Annotated in this window: 20 protein-coding genes; 7 read left to right on the top strand and 13 right to left on the bottom strand. The window is 58.3% G+C overall.

Annotated features, from left to right (window positions below; genetic code table 11):
• Positions 1-10 precede the first annotated feature (10 nt).
• The 9 genes from flgJ to flgB all read right to left on the bottom strand — a co-directional run bounded on the left by flgJ (position 11) and on the right by flgB (position 7,345).
• Positions 11-961, bottom strand: a complete 951-nt coding sequence (gene flgJ, locus H7R58_RS09075) for a flagellar assembly peptidoglycan hydrolase FlgJ (RefSeq protein ID WP_106926311.1) — start codon at positions 959-961, stop codon at positions 11-13.
• Complete coding sequence (locus tag H7R58_RS09070; RefSeq protein WP_106926309.1) at positions 961-2,058, bottom strand: flagellar basal body P-ring protein FlgI; 1,098 nt, start codon at positions 2,056-2,058, stop codon at positions 961-963. Before H7R58_RS09070 ends, flgJ begins: the two co-directional genes overlap by 1 nt.
• 11 nt (positions 2,059-2,069) lie before the next feature.
• The gene (flgH, locus tag H7R58_RS09065; RefSeq protein ID WP_106926307.1) at positions 2,070-2,768 is read right to left on the bottom strand and encodes a flagellar basal body L-ring protein FlgH; all 699 of its coding nucleotides are present in this window, start codon (positions 2,766-2,768) and stop codon (positions 2,070-2,072) included.
• 169 nt (positions 2,769-2,937) lie between these two features.
• On the bottom strand, positions 2,938-3,720 hold the full coding sequence (gene flgG / locus H7R58_RS09060; RefSeq protein WP_182929101.1) for a flagellar basal-body rod protein FlgG: 783 nt from the start codon (positions 3,718-3,720) through the stop codon (positions 2,938-2,940).
• Positions 3,721-3,728: 8 nt separating this feature from the next.
• Positions 3,729-4,484: a flagellar basal body rod protein FlgF gene (locus tag H7R58_RS09055; RefSeq protein WP_106926302.1), complete on the bottom strand. Its 756-nt coding sequence runs from the start codon at positions 4,482-4,484 to the stop codon at positions 3,729-3,731.
• Between the two features lie 20 nt (positions 4,485-4,504).
• Positions 4,505-5,782: a flagellar hook protein FlgE gene (gene flgE / locus H7R58_RS09050; RefSeq protein WP_106926300.1), complete on the bottom strand. Its 1,278-nt coding sequence runs from the start codon at positions 5,780-5,782 to the stop codon at positions 4,505-4,507.
• A 27-nt stretch (positions 5,783-5,809) separates the two neighbouring features.
• Positions 5,810-6,511 carry a flagellar hook assembly protein FlgD gene (gene flgD / locus H7R58_RS09045; protein ID WP_106926298.1) on the bottom strand — a complete coding sequence of 234 codons (702 nt, stop codon included), beginning with the start codon at positions 6,509-6,511 and terminating at the stop codon, positions 5,810-5,812.
• Positions 6,512-6,523: 12 nt separating this feature from the next.
• The gene (gene flgC, locus H7R58_RS09040; protein WP_064549094.1) at positions 6,524-6,928 is read right to left on the bottom strand and encodes a flagellar basal body rod protein FlgC; all 405 of its coding nucleotides are present in this window, start codon (positions 6,926-6,928) and stop codon (positions 6,524-6,526) included.
• A gap of 3 nt (positions 6,929-6,931) precedes the next feature.
• Positions 6,932-7,345, bottom strand: coding sequence for a flagellar basal body rod protein FlgB (gene flgB, locus H7R58_RS09035; protein WP_106926296.1), 414 nt, complete (start codon positions 7,343-7,345; stop codon positions 6,932-6,934).
• A 156-nt stretch (positions 7,346-7,501) separates the two neighbouring features.
• Between flgB and flgA the strand changes: the two genes are divergently transcribed.
• The 3 genes from flgA (at position 7,502) to flgN (ending at position 8,988) form a co-directional block, all read left to right on the top strand.
• The gene (flgA, locus tag H7R58_RS09030; protein ID WP_106926294.1) at positions 7,502-8,161 is read left to right on the top strand and encodes a flagellar basal body P-ring formation chaperone FlgA; all 660 of its coding nucleotides are present in this window, start codon (positions 7,502-7,504) and stop codon (positions 8,159-8,161) included.
• 97 nt (positions 8,162-8,258) lie between these two features.
• Positions 8,259-8,552, top strand: a complete 294-nt coding sequence (flgM, locus tag H7R58_RS09025; protein WP_106926292.1) for a flagellar biosynthesis anti-sigma factor FlgM — start codon at positions 8,259-8,261, stop codon at positions 8,550-8,552.
• A 4-nt stretch (positions 8,553-8,556) separates the two neighbouring features.
• Complete coding sequence (flgN, locus tag H7R58_RS09020; protein ID WP_106926290.1) at positions 8,557-8,988, top strand: flagella biosynthesis chaperone FlgN; 432 nt, start codon at positions 8,557-8,559, stop codon at positions 8,986-8,988.
• Between the two features lie 42 nt (positions 8,989-9,030).
• Here flgN and murJ read toward each other — a convergent pair whose 3' ends face one another.
• The 4 genes from murJ to rimJ all read right to left on the bottom strand — a co-directional run bounded on the left by murJ (position 9,031) and on the right by rimJ (position 12,913).
• Entirely contained in the window at positions 9,031-10,566 is a 1,536-nt protein-coding gene (gene murJ / locus H7R58_RS09015) for a murein biosynthesis integral membrane protein MurJ (RefSeq protein ID WP_106926288.1), read from the bottom strand.
• Between the two features lie 173 nt (positions 10,567-10,739).
• Positions 10,740-11,663 (bottom strand): Gfo/Idh/MocA family protein, encoded by a 924-nt coding sequence (locus tag H7R58_RS09010; RefSeq protein ID WP_182929102.1) that lies wholly within the window; start codon positions 11,661-11,663, stop codon positions 10,740-10,742.
• 5 nt (positions 11,664-11,668) lie between these two features.
• Positions 11,669-12,319 (bottom strand): YceH family protein, encoded by a 651-nt coding sequence (locus H7R58_RS09005; RefSeq protein ID WP_106926284.1) that lies wholly within the window; start codon positions 12,317-12,319, stop codon positions 11,669-11,671.
• Positions 12,320-12,328: 9 nt separating this feature from the next.
• A complete protein-coding gene (gene rimJ, locus H7R58_RS09000) occupies positions 12,329-12,913 on the bottom strand; it encodes a ribosomal protein S5-alanine N-acetyltransferase (RefSeq protein ID WP_106926282.1) in 585 nt (194 codons plus the stop codon).
• A 414-nt stretch (positions 12,914-13,327) separates the two neighbouring features.
• Here rimJ and H7R58_RS08995 point away from each other — a divergent pair, with 414 nt between their 5' ends.
• From H7R58_RS08995 to bssS, 4 genes are all read left to right on the top strand, one after another.
• Positions 13,328-13,888 (top strand): lipoprotein, encoded by a 561-nt coding sequence (locus H7R58_RS08995; protein WP_106926280.1) that lies wholly within the window; start codon positions 13,328-13,330, stop codon positions 13,886-13,888.
• 144 nt (positions 13,889-14,032) lie between these two features.
• On the top strand, positions 14,033-15,079 hold the full coding sequence (pyrC, locus tag H7R58_RS08990; protein WP_182929103.1) for a dihydroorotase: 1,047 nt from the start codon (positions 14,033-14,035) through the stop codon (positions 15,077-15,079).
• Between the two features lie 71 nt (positions 15,080-15,150).
• Positions 15,151-15,396 carry a DNA damage-inducible protein I gene (gene dinI, locus H7R58_RS08985; RefSeq protein ID WP_106926276.1) on the top strand — a complete coding sequence of 82 codons (246 nt, stop codon included), beginning with the start codon at positions 15,151-15,153 and terminating at the stop codon, positions 15,394-15,396.
• 273 nt (positions 15,397-15,669) lie between these two features.
• On the top strand, positions 15,670-15,924 hold the full coding sequence (bssS, locus tag H7R58_RS08980; protein ID WP_182929104.1) for a biofilm formation regulator BssS: 255 nt from the start codon (positions 15,670-15,672) through the stop codon (positions 15,922-15,924).
• Positions 15,925-15,978 lie beyond the last annotated feature (54 nt).

Below are 15,978 nucleotides of genomic sequence, written 5' to 3'. Positions count from 1 at the left end.
TTGAGATGAATCAGAACAGATTTTCAATATCATTTCGGTAGGCGCTGCTGACCTTATCGCTCATTGATTTCAACTGCTGAATCATGCTGGTCAGCTTGCGCGCGTACTGCGGATCGGTCGCATATCCGGCGTTCTGTAGCGCCTGCGCGCCCTGCTCTGCCGTCGCCGCCGAGGTCACCGCCGCATAGCGCGGGTTGCGGGTCAGCAGGCTGACATAGTCAGACAGCGCTTCCAGATACGAGCCGTAAACGCGGAACTTCGCCTTCACCTTTTTCGCCTCGCCGTTTTCAAATTCTGTGGTGGTGATCTCGGTAACCTTGCCCTTCCAGTCGCCGGACGCTTTCACGCCAAACAGGTTAAAGCTTGGTTCACCGTTCTCGCGGCGAATCTGCCGCTGGCCCCAGCCGGATTCCAGCGCCGCCTGCGCCAGAATCAGGTGATGCGGAATACCGCTCTGCTCGCTCGCCAGCCGCGCGGGCAGCGACAGCTGTGCGAGGAAGTCTTTACTGTCGCCGGACAGCGGCGTATCGCTGTTGTCCGGCGCCTTCGGCAGCGCTTTACGCACCATCTGCGTCAGCGCGGCGTTCTGGTAGCTGGTGACCGTTTGCATATCAAACTTCATCGGAACCTGGCCGACGGAGTCAGCCGGTTCCTGCTGCTGCGCCGACAGCTGTTTGACCATCTCATCGGCCAGGCCAAGGCCCTTCCCGGCGGTCATCTGCTGGGCGATTTGCTGGTCATACATACTGGTATAGAGCCGGGTCTGATCGCTGCTGAACAGCCCGTCTTTGGGCAGGGCTTCGCGCATACTTTTCAACATCATCTGCACGAACATCCCCTCCACCTGACGCGCCACCGGACGCAGGTTGGCCTGCGGGTCTTGCCCGGCTTTGGTTTTCAGCTCGTTCAGCGACTGCGCATCCCACGCGGCGCTGGACAGTAATTTGCTGTCTGTCAGCATCAGACAATCTCCACCTTGGCGCGCAGGCAGCCCGCGCTCTGCATGGCCTGAATAATCGACATCAGCTCCATTGGCGAAGCGCCCAGTGCGTTCAGCGCGCGCACTACGTTGTTAAGATTGGCGCTAGCTCGCACGCTCTGCAACGAACCGCCGCTCTGGCGCAGGTCTATCTGGGTTTGCGGTGTAACCACCGTCTGACCACCGGCGAACGGCGTATCCGGCTGGCTGACCTGCGCGGAACGGTTAACCGACACGGAGAGATTGCCCTGCGCCACGGCACAGGTATCCAGCGTCACTTCGCGGTTCATCACCACCGAACCGGTACGCGAGTTGATAATGATCTTCGCGTCCTGCGGCGGCATCCCCACTTCCAGGTTCTGGATATCGGCCAGTAACCGCACCTGACCGCTGCCACCGACCGGCGCGCGCACCTGGACGGTACGCGCGTCCAGCGCGGTGGCGTTACCCAGGCTGCTGCGGCGGTTAATGGTGTCGGCAATCTGCTGCGCCATAGTGAAGTCATCATCATTGAGCTGCAGATTGATGGTGTTGCCCGCGCCGAACTGGCTCGGCAGCTCGCGTTCAATGGTCGCGCCGCCGGTGATACGCCCGCCGTTAAGCTGGTTCACCTGAACGCTGCTGCCGCCCGCCGACGCGCCCGCGCCGCCGACCAGAATGTTGCCTTGAGCCAGCGCATACACCTGACTGTCGACGCCCTTCATCGGGGTCATCAGCAGCGTGCCGCCGCGCAGGCTTTTGGCGTTGCCCATGGAAGAGACCACCACATCGATGGTCTGCCCCTGACGACCAAAGGCCGGTAGCTGTGCGGTTACCATCACCGCCGCCACGTTTTTCAGCTGCATATTCGTGCCCGCTGGGACGGTGATCCCCAGCTGCGACAGCATGTTATTCAGGCTCTGGGTGGTGAACGGTGTCTGGGTCGTCTGATCGCCCGTGCCGTCCAGGCCCACGACCAGACCGTAGCCTATCAGCGAGTTTTCCCTGACGCCCTGGACGCTGGTCAGATCGCGGATGCGCTCGGCGTGCGCCAGGCCGGTGACCAGCACCAGCGCCAGAGTAAGCAGAGTTTTAAACATGGTTCACCTCGTTACATCGGCGATAAGTTAAGGAAGAAACGCTGCAGCCAGCCCATATTCTGCGCTTCGTTGATATAGCCGTTGCCGACGTATTCGATGCGCGCATCCGCCACCTGCGTCGACGGAACGGTGTTACTACCGCTGATCGTGCGCGGGTTAACCACGCCGGAGAAGCGGATAAATTCGGTCCCCTGGTTGATGGCGATTTGTTTCTCACCCACCACATGCAGGTTGCCGTTGACCAGCACCTGGTCGACGGTCACGGTCAGCGTGCCGCTAAATGTATTGCTGGCATTCGCGCCGCCCTTACCGTTAAACGAGTTGCTGCCGGAGGAGTCCACGTCGGCGCGCGCATTGCCAAACAGCCCTTGCAGATAGCGCGGCACCGTATCAATGCCAAAGCTGGTTTTGCCATCGCGGCTGGCATTCGCTGACGAGCTCTTGCTTGCGCTGACGTTTTCCTGCAGCTGAATGGTCAGCGTATCGCCAATATTGCGCGGACGACGGTCTTCAAACAGCGGCTGGTAGCCGTAGTTAATCGGCTGAGCGGTCTGGAAAATAGAACCGTTCACCACCGGCACCGGGCCGGGGATCGGTTGTGCGGTCGTCGCCCCTTCGACCAGCGGCTTAGAGGGGATCCATGCACATCCCGCCACGCTCATGGCGATGACGGTTAAAAGCGGATAACGAAACGCTGCGGATTTTTGCATTGTTTTCTTCTTCTGAATCTCGGGAACATCTCGGCCTCGCGTCGCTCAGCCTGGCGACGGAGTGCCGGATGGCGGCTTCGCCTTATCCGGCCAACAAACGATGGAAGTCCGTAGGCCGGATAAGCAACGTGAGCGTCGCCATCCGGCAATGTAGTCGCCCTGCTTACCGTTACAGCTGCGTCAGTTTTTGCAGCATCTGGTCAGTCGTCGATACCGCTTTACTGTTGATTTCGTACGCACGCTGCACCTGAATCATGTTGACCAGCTCTTCCGCCACGTTGACGTTCGAGGTTTCAACATAGCCCTGATACAGCAGCCCCGCGCCGTTCAAGCCCGGCGTGGTGTCGTTCGGTGCGCCCGACGCCTGGGTTTCGATGTACAGGTTTTCCCCGATGCTTTCGAGACCGGTTTCGTTCATGAAGGTCGACAGGTTCAACTGCCCCACCTGCACCGGATTCGCCTGCCCCTGCTGGGTCACACTGACGATCCCGTCGCGGCCAATGGTGATGCTGATGGCGTTCGCCGGAATGGTGATCGCCGGCTGCACCTGATAGCCGCTGGAGGTCACCAGCTGGCCGTTCTGGTCAACCTGGAACGAGCCGTCGCGGGTATACGCCGACGAGCCATCCGGCAGCAGGATCTGGAAGAACCCTTCGCCTTTGATCGCCACGTCTTTGCTGTTATTGGTTTGCGACAAGTTGCCCTGGCTGTGCAGGCGCTCGGTGGCGACGGGGCGTACCCCGGTACCGATCTGCAGGCCGGAAGGCAGCGTCGTTTGCTCGGATGATTGCGCACCCGGCTGGCGCACGGTTTGATAGAGCAAGTCTTCAAACACCGCGCGCTGGCGCTTAAAACCATTAGTACTGACGTTCGCCAGGTTGTTGGCGATAACGTCCATATTGGTTTGCTGCGCGTCGAGACCGGTTTTGGCGATCCACAATGAACTGATCATAATTTTCCTTAGCTCATGGACAGCAGCTGGTTAGCTTTCTGCGTGTTTTCATCCACGCTGCTGATAACCTTCATCTGCATTTCAAAACGGCGCGAACTGGCGATCATATCCGCCATCGCCGCCACAGGTTTCACGTTGCTCCCCTCCAGCACGCCGGACTGCAGGCGCAGCGTCGGGTCGGCCTGCAGTGCCTGCCCGCGCGCGGCAATGGCCGTCGGCGTCAGGTGGAACAGCCCGTCATCGCCGCGGGCGACTTCGGTCGGGTTAGCTTTGACCATCTTCAGTTTGCCCACCGGCGACACCGTATTCGGCGGGTCCCCCGGGGTGAGCGCGGAGATGGTGCCATCGGCGGCAATGGTCACCTGCGAGCCTTCCGGCACGTTCAGCGGTCCGGCTTCGCCGATGACCGGGTTGCCCTGGATAGTCAGCTGTCCGGTGGCGCTGACCTGGATATTACCGTTGCGGGTATACCCTTCCGTGCCGTCGGCCGCGCGTACCGCCAGCCAGCCGTCCTGCTGCACCGCGACGTCCAGCGGACGCGCGGTGTAGTCGAGCTGCCCGGGCGTCATATCCGCCCCCGGCGTGGTGGCGGCAACCAGCGTACGGGTTTCCACAATCGGGCCGACCACCGGCACCGCGCGCATCGCCGTCAGCTGGGCGCGAAAGCCCGGCGTCGAGGTGTTGGCCAGGTTGCTCGCCGTGACCGCCTGCTGCTGCATGGTCTGGCTGGCGGCACCCATGGCCGTGTATATGGCGTGATCCATAACGTTACCCTGTTAAGCGATTAACGCAGGTTAACCAGCGTGTTGAGGATCTGATCCTGGGTCTTGATAGTCTGCGCGTTCGACTGATAGTTACGCTGCGCGACGATCATGTTCACCAGCTCTTTGCTGAGGTCAACGTTGGATGCTTCCAGCGCACCGTTGGTCAGCGAGCCGAAGTTACCGGTACCGGCGGTGCCCAGCAGCGCGACACCGGAAGACTGAGTTGCCGACCAGACGTTGTCGCCTTCCGACTTCAGGCCTTCGTTGTTGGCGAAGTTCGCCAGCACGATCTGCCCCAGCAGCTGGCTTTGCTGGTTGGAGTAGTTACCCACCACCGTGCCGTCTTCGTTGATCTGGTAGCTCACCAGGTTGCCCGGCGCGAAGCCGTTCTGAGTGGTGGCGACGATATCGTTCGAACCGGTGTTCTGCTGCATCGAGTTGAGGAAGCTCAGGCTGAACGTGGTGTTAGTGGCGGAGCCATTTAACCCTGCGAGCGTAATATTGATCTGCGGAGCCGCATTCGCGCCTGTTGCCGTATCCAGAGCCCAACCGTCCGTTGCGGTGGCATCCGCTTTATAGTTCGTGACGCCAAGCAGCGTGCCGCTAGAGGAAAACTCCATCTGCGCCGCTTTCACCGGGGTTGCGCCGCTGACGCTAGAGTCCAGCGTCCAGACATCCCACTTGTTATCCGTGTTCTTCACGTAATAAACGTTCATGTCATGGGCGTTACCGAGGGTGTCATAAACCGTCACGGTACCCTTTTTGTTGTAGGTATCCGGATCGCTGGCGTTAAAGGTCTTGGTAATAGCGCTGTCGGTGGAGTTCAGGTTCATCTGCATCGCTGCCGTCGACGTCGCTTTTGCCGACATCAGCGTATTCGGAATCGTCAGCGCAACCGGGTTAGCCCCCTGCTGGATCGTCGCAGGTGAACCGGTAGCCGGGTAACCGGTCACGCTCAGGCCCTGGGTATTGACCAGATTGCGGTTTTCATCGAGCTTAAACTGGCCGTTACGGCTGTAGTAAACGGAACCATTGGCATCCACCAGGCGGAAGAAGCCGTTCTGGCTGATTGCCACGTCCAGCGCGCGGCCGGTGTTGGTTGTCGTACCGTCGGTAAAGTCCTGGGTAATTCCCGCCACTTTGACCCCCAGCCCGACTTTGGAGCCGGCGAACATATCGGCAAACGAGGCGGTCCCCGATTTAAAGCCATAGGTGGCGGAGTTGGCGATGTTGTTGCCGATAACATCGAGGTTGGTGGCAGCCGCGTTTAAACCGCTGACCGCTTGTGAAAAGGCCATAACGTCTCTCCTGAAATAGTTAAAGGCTTAAATAATCTGGCGAACCTGATCCAGCGTGGTGGTGCCGTACGTTCCCAAATCCAGTTTGTTGCCATCGCTGCCGAGCGTGACGCCCTGCACCAGTGCGAACTGCAGCGGCTGAACCACCAGCTGCGTGGTGCCCTGGCTGGCGGCAAAGTTGATGTTGTAGGCGCCGTCCGGCGCTGCGGTACCGTCGTCCATCTTGCCGTCCCAGGTATAGGTATGTACGCCCGCGGTCTGCGCCCCTAAGTTCAGCGTGCGGACGACCTTACCGGTACCGTCGACGATAGTGGCCGTCACCTTCTCAGCGGCCTGCGTCAGCTCAATACCAAACGGCGTGGTGTCCACGCTGGTCTCATCGCTGCTGTTTTTGCCTGCCAGAATGGTGCTGCCCGGAATCATCACCCCGTGGCCGACCAGCGCGCTGGCCTGCAGCGACTGGCCGCTGTTGATCTGTCCGGAGATAGACCCCAGCGTGGTGTTGAGCTTCTCAATGCCGCTCAGGGTGCTGATCTGCGCCAGCTGTGAGGTGAGTTCGTTGTTTTGCAGCGGATTGGTTGGATCCTGGTTTTTCAGCTGAGCGACCAGCAGCGTCAGAAAGCTGCTTTGCAGATCGGACGAACTGTTGGTGCCGGAACTGCTGAGCGACGACGATGACGAAGTCGCGCTGCTGCTGGTGGTATCGTTAATATTGGCTACGACAGACATCGGTGACCTCCGTTATTGCCCAAGCGTCAGCGTTTTGAGCATCATGCTCTTCACGGTATTGAGAACCTCGACGTTCGCCTGATAGCTGCGTGACGCCGACATGGTGTTAACCATCTCTCCCACGACATCCACGTTCGGCATACGTACATAGCCTTTAGCGTCCGCCAGCGGATTACCCGGTTGATAAACCAGCTTGTCCGGATCCTGGCTTTCCACCACGTCGGCCACCTTCACGCCGCCGGTCGCTGCCCCCATCGGAGCATCCACCTGGAACACCACCTGTTTGGCACGATACGGCTGGCCGTCCGGCCCGGCTACGCTGTCGGCGTTCGCCAGGTTACTGGCGGCCACGTTAAGACGTTTGGACTGCGCGGTTAGCGCGGAGCCGGCAACGTCGAAGATATTGAGTAATGCCATGGATTAGTTCCCCTGCAGGACACTCATCATGCCCTTGATTTGTCCGCCCAGAACCGAAAGCCCGGTCTGGTACTGGAGGCTGTTATCGGCGAACTGCGTGCGTTCCCGGTCCATATCGACGGTGTTGCCGTCCAACGCGGGCTGGTCAGGAATGCGATACAACAGATCGGCGTTGGGCGTAGAGATCGCCTGGGCTGGAATATGCCGTTCAGAGGTCAGGGTCAGCGCCACGCCGCTGTTTTCCGGACGTCCGCGCGCCATCACTTTTTTAAGTTCGCTGGAAAAATCAATATCGCGCGCCTGAAACCCTGGGGTATCGGCGTTCGCGATATTGGCAGCCAGAATTTCCTGCCGTTCGGCGCGCAGGTTTAATGCCTCTTGCTGAAAACGTAATGCGGCGTCGAGTTTATCGAGCATGTCTCCTCCGCTAATGACAAAGTTTCAGCCGACAGCTTAATTCTCATTACGCGCGCGTCATCGCCGGAATAAACGCAATATGCGTCGCTATTTGTTGCGTTGATGTCATCGCAAGATGGGTAAAATACGTCCATTCGCCACCCACTGGAGCGTTCAATGCGTCAGCTCATTGCCCCACTCACCGCTGCGATACTGGCCTTTAGCCCGCTGGTTCAGGCGGCCGATATTCAGACGCAGCTGACTGCGTTTTTTAGCCAGCGGCTTGCCGGTTTTAGCGATGAAGTCAGCGTGAGTCTGCGCAATACGCAACGCCAGCCGCTTGCCTGCGAAGCGCCCACGTTCAGCACGCCGGGCAACTCGCGGCTGTGGGGAAATTTGACGGTGCAGGCCCAGTGCGGAAACGCGAAACAGTTTTTACAGGTCAACGTACAAGCGATGGGTAACTACGTGGTCGCCGCCGCCCCCATCGTGCGCGGAGCCCCCATCGAAGCACAGAGCGTGGCGTTGATGCGTGGGCGACTCGACCAGCTACCGCCGCGTACGATGCTCACGCTGTCGCAGGCAGAAGATGCCATCAGCCTGCGCGACGTGGCGATAGGCCAGCCGCTTCAGCTGTCGATGGTGCGCCAGTCATGGCGGGTGAAAGCCGGGCAAAAAGTCATGGTGGTTGCGCAGGGTGAAGGCTTTAGTATTAATAGTGAAGGCCAGGCGTTAAATAACGCCGCCGTTGCCCAGAACGCGCGGGTGCGAATGCCCTCTGGCCAGGTGGTCAGCGGGCAGGTCGGCGCTGATGGGAATATTCTGATTAATCTATAAACTTCTTAAAGAATATGTGTCGCTTGCCGATAGATAATTAACAATTAATGAGAGTCGGCGCCTGCGCCATACAAAAGCCTCCAATGAGGAATACATCATGAGCATCGATCGTACATCATCTTTGAAAGCGGTAACGGCGGTACAGCATCGCGAAACTCCGGAAACCCATTCACAGAAAGTGCGCGCGGAAAAAACCGAAACGGCCACCAGCGCCAGCGTCACCCTGAGCAATGCACAGACCGCACTGACCCGTTCAAGCAGCGGTGATATCAATATGGCGCGCGTTGAGGAACTGAAAACCGCCATTCGTAACGGCGAGTTAAAGATGGACACCGGTAAAATTGCCGACGCGTTAATCCAGGACACGCAAGATTATCTGCAGAGTAAATAATCACATGAGCAGTTTGTCAGCCATTCTGGACCAAATGACCAGCATCCTTCATTCGTTGAAAACGGTGATGGATGCTGAGCAACAGCAGCTCTCTGCGGGTAACGTTAACGGCCTGCAGCTTGCCAGCATTACGGAAGAGAAAAGCTCTCTGCTGGCCACGCTGGACTACCTGGAAAAACAGCGTCGCGTCGAACAAGACGCCCAGCGCAGCGACGATGCTGAAGACATCAGCGGCCGCTGGCAGCATATTACCGAGACCACGCAGCAGCTGCGTCGCTTAAACCAGCATAACGGCTGGCTTCTGGAAGGGCAGATTGTCCGCAACCAGCAGGCGATTGCGGTACTGAAGCCGTATCAGGAAACGGGGCTGTACGGAAAGGATGGTCAGGCGGCGGGCAACCCTATCGCCCGCAGCGCGAAGAAATTCTCTGTCTGACAGCGTGCGGGGTCAAAAACGACCCCGCGAAGTGCCCCTTCATTACGCCGTCCGGCGCGCAAACTCTTTAATCTTGAAGCCCAGAATCGCCAGCGTCGCAAAATAGGCCACCACGCCGACCACCACCACGCCCAGCAGGCGCAGCAGACGATATGGCATGGTGCCCAGCGACCACTCCGGCATCACGTACATCATGCCGAGCAGCGCGGCCGCCATGACCAGCACCGACACCACCAGACGCACTAAGAACGCGCCCCAGCCCGGCTGCGGCGTGAAGATTTTCTGCTTACGCAGTTGCCAGTACAGCAGCGCAGCGTTCAGACAGGCTGCCAGACCAATCGACAGCGACAGCCCGGCGTGTTTAAGCGGGCCGATAAACGCCAGGTTCATCACCTGGGTCATGATCAGCGTCACGATGGCAATTTTAACCGGCGTTTTAATGTCCTGACGCGAGTAAAAGCCCGGCGCCAGCACCTTCACCACAATCAGCCCCATCAGGCCAACCGAGTAGGCGACCAGCGCGCGCTGAGTCATGGCCGCGTCAAAGGCGGTAAACTTGCCATACTGGAACAGCGCGACGGTGAGCGGTTTAGCCAGAATACCCAACGCCACGGCGCTCGGCAGCGCCAGCAGGAAGCATAAACGCAGCCCCCAGTCCATCAGGCGGCAATATTCATCGTGGTTGCCGCTGGCGAAACTTTTCGACAGCGACGGCAGCAGAATGGTGCCCAGCGCCACGCCCAGCACGCCGGAGGGGAACTCCATCAGGCGATCGGCGTAGTACATCCACGACACGGAGCCCGAGACGAGGAACGAAGCAAAGATGGTATTGATGATGAGTGAGATCTGGCTGACCGAGACGCCGAGGATCGCCGGCCCCATCTGTTTCACCACCCGCACCGCGCCAGCATCTTTAAAGCTGATACGCGGCAGCACCAGCATGCCAATTTTTTTCAGGTGCGGCAGCTGATAGGCCAGCTGCAGCACGCCGCCGACCGTTACCGCCCACGCCAGCGCCAGCACCGGCGGATGGAAGTGCGGCGCGGCAAACAGCGCAAAGCCTATCATGCTGATATTGAGGAACGTCGGCGCAAAGGCCGGCACCGAGAAACGGTTCCAGGTGTTCAGAATGGCCCCCACCAGCGAAGCCAGCGAGATCAGCAGGATATACGGGAAGGTAATGCGCAGCAGCTGCGTGGTCAGCGCAAACTTATCGGCGGTATCGGCAAAGCCCGGTGCGGTAATGGTGATCACCCACGGCGCCGCCAGCATCCCGAGCACGGTGACGATCGCCAGCGCCAGCGTCAGCAGCCCGGAGACATAGGCGACAAAGACCCGCGTGGCCTCTTCGCCCTGTTTGCTTTTGTATTCGGCAAGAATCGGCACGAATGCTTGGGAAAAAGCGCCTTCGGCAAAGATACGGCGCAGCAGGTTCGGCAGCTTAAACGCCACGAAAAAGGCGTCGGTTGCCATACCGGCACCAAACACCCTGGCCACAATCGCGTCGCGCGCAAAACCCAGCACGCGCGAAAACATTGTCATCGAGCTGACGGCTGCCAGCGATTTTAATAGGTTCATTAACTTGTGATTCCACAAACCGGAACGAGCGCCCGATGGATGAGCGCTAAAAAAGTGGCGTTAGTCTACCGGGTTCGGGATGAATTGCTACTGCCAGTTGTTACAGTGGATTGCTCCGGTCATGTGCCATAGGGTGCCGGATGGCGCTGCGCTTATCCGGCCTACGGCACGTCCTACTCGCGGATCGCCTCACGCCACAGCCCTTCAACGATACGCTGCGCCAGGATGGCCTGCTCTCCCGCCGTTTCCGGAACGGTCTGATTTTGCACGCATTCGATAAAGTGTCGCGCGCAACCCACAAAACCGCGCTGCTCAAGCGTGGTTTGCCAGCCGGGAATCGGCCGGGTCACCACGCCCGCGCCGCGCTCCTCACGCCATTCGCGCATGTCGGTCACGTCGTACAGACCACCGTCCGCGACCGCCAGCACTGACTCACGCTGGCTGCCCGCGCGGCGGTGCATGCTGGTGGTGATTTGCAGACCCGGCTGACTGAAGTGATGCTCAGCATAGAACAGACAGCCTTCGTCGGTGGTGTGCAGAACGCCGCCGCCGAGCTTCGCTCTGCCCCCCGCCAGCCATAGCGCGGTGTCGACCACGTGCAGGTAATCATCAAGCAGGGTAAAGCGCAGATCGTGCGGCCCGACGCTATCGCTACGGTGTTTATCCATGCGCAGCGAAGACATCTCTCCCGCGCGCTTTTTCAGCTCGCGATACAGCGGCGAGAAGCGACGGTTAAAGCCCACCATCAGGGTCAGATTTTTACGTGCCGCCAGCGCCACCAGGCGTTCGGCGTCGTCGAGCTTATCGGCCAGCGGCTTATCCACGCAGACGTGAACGCCGGCATTGAGCAGCTCGCTCACCACCGCGTAGTGCGAGGCGGTAGAGCTATGCACAAAGACCGCGTCGCACTGGGCCGCCAACGACGCCAGCGAGTCGGCATACGGCATTCGGTAGGCTTCGCACACCTTCAGCGCTTTCTCTTTGCCCGGCGACCACGCCGCCTGCAGCGTCCAGTCGGTCGCCGCGCTGACGACCGGCAGCCACGCCTTCTGGGCGATTCCGCCCAGCCCAACGACGCCAATGCGAATCTTCGCCATGCTGATTACTCCCCTAAATGCGCCAGCAGTGAATCCAGCCGCTGTTTCAGTTCGGCAACCTCACCTTCCAGCACCTCAACGCGCGCGCGCAGATCGTCATCGACCGCCGACGCGTCGCTCTGAACCGCCGCAGTCTGGAGGTCGACCTCGCCGCTGAACAGATGCATGTAGCGGCTTTCACGTTTACCCGGCTCGCGCGGCAGGCGCACCACAAACGGGCCGTCCTCGCGGTTTGCCAGCCGTTCAAGGGTGCTTTCGACTTCCGCCATATCGGCAAATTCGTGCATCCGCTGGGCGCGACCGCGCAGCTCGCCAGGGGTTTGAGCCCCGCGCAGCAGCAGCGTAGTGACCAGCGCCACTTCCGCGGAGGAGAGCTTCAGATCGCCGAACTCAGAGTTACAAAAACGCTGCTCGTATTTGGTCACACGATTGCCGAAGCCGCTCACCGTGCGTAAATAATGGCGCTTCACCAGGGTATCGAGCTGCTCCTGCACCTCGGCTTCGCTGAGCGTCATCACCGGCTCGCGGTTGGTTTTCTGGTTACAGGCCGTCGCCACGGCGTTAATGGACAGCGGATACTGCTCCGGCGTGGTGACCTGCTTTTCCAGCAGACAGCCGATCACTCGAGCTTCAAGAGGTGTTAATTGGTATTTCATCGTTTTTCCTTAGCGGCCAGGCGTCCATTGTGGGGTGGTTAACGCGGTCAGCACGTGATCGCGCCATTCGCCGTCAATCAATAAGTAGTCCTTCGCATAACCTTCTTTTTCGAAGCCAAGGCGCGCCAGCAGATTCCCGCTGCGCTGATTATGCGGCATATAGTTCGCCATAATGCGGTGAATATGCTGCGTGCGCTGCATATAGCGAATGGCGCTGGTGAGCGCTTCGTACATCATGCCCTGCCCCTGCCATTTCTGGCCAATCGAGTAACCGAGATAGCAGGCGTGAAATGAACCGCGCACCACGTTGGAGAAATTGGCTACACCGATAATTTCCTTCTCTTCCGGGTCGAGCAGCGCAAAATAAAAGGCCGTGCCCTGCTTATGGAATTCATTAATCATCGACAGGCGCGCCTGCCACCCGGAGGGGTAGCAGTGGCTGTCATCGCGAATGGGCTCCCAGGGTTTTAAAAACTGCCGATTTTCGGCGTAATAGTCCGCCAGACGCCATGCGTCGCGGTCATGGATCAGCCGAACAACCAGCCGGTCCGTCGTTAACCTCACTTTCGGCACATTACTGCGATAGCCAAACATCTCACTACTCCTGTACCCAATCTATACCCTGGTCATTTCACTATACCTGCCTGACGGCAGCCAATGAAAACAACACGCTGTCTTTTTGCATTGTGATAAAAAAGGGTTACCGCTGGCAATACGTGAAAAGGTGAGATAGCGCGGAAAATGAAGATGTTTCGCCTGGCCGGGCCTCTGCGGCTAAGCAATTGAGAAATGTGATAAAACGCAGCGGCGGTTTTTTTGTCATCGGTGCCCCGTCTCGTGGCGTTATTGATCGGCGTACGCGACCGCTTTCACGCCGTTTCGCGGCCCACGGCCTCAGCCATTTTGTCCGTCGGCGGCACTTTCAGTATTTTCCGCTGTCAGAGACCTACTGACAGCGTATGCTGCTTTATGTCAGGATGCATACAACGCTTTACGTTGAGGAACCCCATGAAAAAATTGTTTGTCATTGCCGCCCTGATCGTCAGCGGTCTGGTCGTCGGCTGTAATCAGCTGACGCAGTATTCCGTCAGCGAGCAGGAGATTAACCAGGCGTTGCAAAAACGGAATAACTTCTCCAAAGATATCGGGGTCCCCGGCGTCGCCGACGCCCATATCGTCCTTAACAATCTGACCAGTGCGATTGGCCGCGCAGAGCCCAATAAAGTGACCCTCAGCGGCGATGCGAAGCTGGACCTGAATTCGTTGTTTGGCAGCCAGAAAGCCAACATCGCGCTGACGCTGAAGGCGCTGCCGGTGTTTAACCAGGAGCAGGGAGCCATTTACCTGCAGGAAATGGAAGTGGTGGATGCCAAAGTGACGCCAGAGAAAATGCAGTCAGTCGTACAGACGTTAATCCCGTATCTCAACCAGTCCCTGCGTACCTACTTTAACCAGCAGCCGGCCTATGTGCTGAAAGAAGACGCCAGCAGAGGCGAAGCGCTGGCGAAGAAATACGCCAAGGGCATTGAAGTCAAGCCGGGCGAAATTATCATCCCGTTCACCAATTAAGCCTCGTGCCACGTATGCCCGATCGCGTATCGGGCATCACCCTCCCCGCGTTATTTTTTACAGAAAAGGATGCAAAGGAAAACGTTTCCGCTTATCCTTAGTGCCCGGCAAAAATGACTGATATCCCACCAGCCGGAGCCTTACATGACCGCACTACCGCAAGTTCTGAAAATTCGCCGCCCAGACGACTGGCACATCCATCTTCGCGACGGCGAGATGCTGAAAACGGTTGTACCGTATACCAGTGAGCTGTATGGCCGCGCAATTATCATGCCGAACCTGGTTCCGCCGATTACCACCGTCGACGCCGCGATCGCTTACCGCCAGCGTATTCTCGACGCCGTTCCCGCCGGGCACGATTTCACGCCGCTGATGACCTGCTATCTGACCGATACTCTCGATCCGAATGAGCTGGAGCGCGGCTTTAACGAAGGCGTATTCACCGCCGCCAAGCTGTACCCGGCCAATGCCACCACCAACTCCAGCCACGGCGTCACCAGCACCGATGCGATTATGCCGGTGCTTGAGCGCATGGAAAAATTGGGTATGCCGCTGCTGGTGCACGGTGAAGTCACCCACGCGGACATCGATATCTTCGACCGTGAAGCGCGCTTTATCGACACCGTCATGGAGCCGCTGCGCCAGCGCCTGCAGGGCCTGAAAGTGGTGTTTGAGCATATCACCACCAAAGATGCCGCCGAGTACGTGCGCGACGGTAACGATCTGCTTGCCGCCACTATCACACCGCAGCATCTGATGTTTAACCGTAACCATATGCTGGTCGGCGGCGTGCGCCCGCATCTGTACTGCCTGCCGATTCTCAAGCGTAATATTCACCAGCAGGCGCTGCGTGAGCTGGTCGCTAGCGGCTTTGAACGCGCGTTCCTCGGCACCGACTCCGCGCCCCACGCTCGCCATCGTAAAGAAGCCAGCTGCGGCTGCGCCGGCTGCTTTAATGCGCCGACCGCGTTGGGCAGCTACGCAACGGTGTTTGAAGAGATGAATGCCTTATCGCACTTTGAGGGCTTCTGCTCCCTCAACGGCCCGCGTTTCTACGGCCTGCCGGTGAACGACGGCTACGTCGAACTGGTGCGCGAAGAAAGCCAGGTCGCCGAAAGCATCGCCCTGAGCGATGACACCCTGGTGCCGTTCCTCGCCGGGGAAACGCTGCGCTGGACGGTAAAAAAATAAAATCACGCCCCCTGTTGTAAATATTCGCGAGTGACTGTATAAATATACAGTATATTACACAGGGGGCAATTATGCGCATTGAAGTCACTATTGCAAAAACCACCGCGTTGCCGGCAGGCGCCTTAGACGCGCTGGCCAACGAACTTTCCCGCCGTATCAACTCTCAATTTCCGGACCGTGATGGCGCCGTCAGCGTGCGCTATGCGGCCAACAATAACCTTTCCGTGATCGGCGGCATTAAAGAAGACAAAGACCGCATCAGCGAAATCCTCCAGGAAACCTGGGAAAGCGCCGACGACTGGTTCATCACCGATTAGTTTTTCCCTCATTGTGTCTTTGCCGGGTCGCCCCGGCTTTTTTATCTTCCCGCTTGTTTTTTTGTGATCCATCCCCACTTTTTACATTAGCGGCAAAACAATGGCCGACATGGTTGTTTATTGCGCAAACAGGCCGCTGACTCAGGAATTTATGTTGCTTTTGATTTCGATTCTCGAGTATTTATTGAAGTGTTGTATACTGATAAAGCTTCACAAAAAATTGCATTAAACCTCGAGAGTTGTTGCCTTTTAACACGTAAATAAGGGGTTATGATGGAAAAGAATAATGAAGTCATCCAGACCCATCCCCTCGTCGGATGGGACATCAGCACCGTAGACAGCTATGATGCGCTGATGTTGCGCCTGCACTACCAAGACCCCAATCAATCGAGCAGCAAAGAGGCAGAAGTTGGCCAGACCTTGTGGCTAACCACGGACGTCGCACGTCAGTTTATTTCCATACTGGAAGCCGGGATTGCCAAAATTGAATCTGGCGATTACCAGGTCAACGAGTATCGCAGGCACTAACGCCGATACTTTCCGCCGATTTCGGGCAAACAGGCACCTTAGGGTGCCTTTCTT

It is taken from the genome of Klebsiella sp. WP4-W18-ESBL-05 (assembly GCF_014169075.1).
GTDB lineage: Bacteria > Pseudomonadota > Gammaproteobacteria > Enterobacterales > Enterobacteriaceae > Kluyvera > Kluyvera ascorbata_B.
This window is presented reverse-complemented; position numbering and strand designations above follow the sequence as displayed.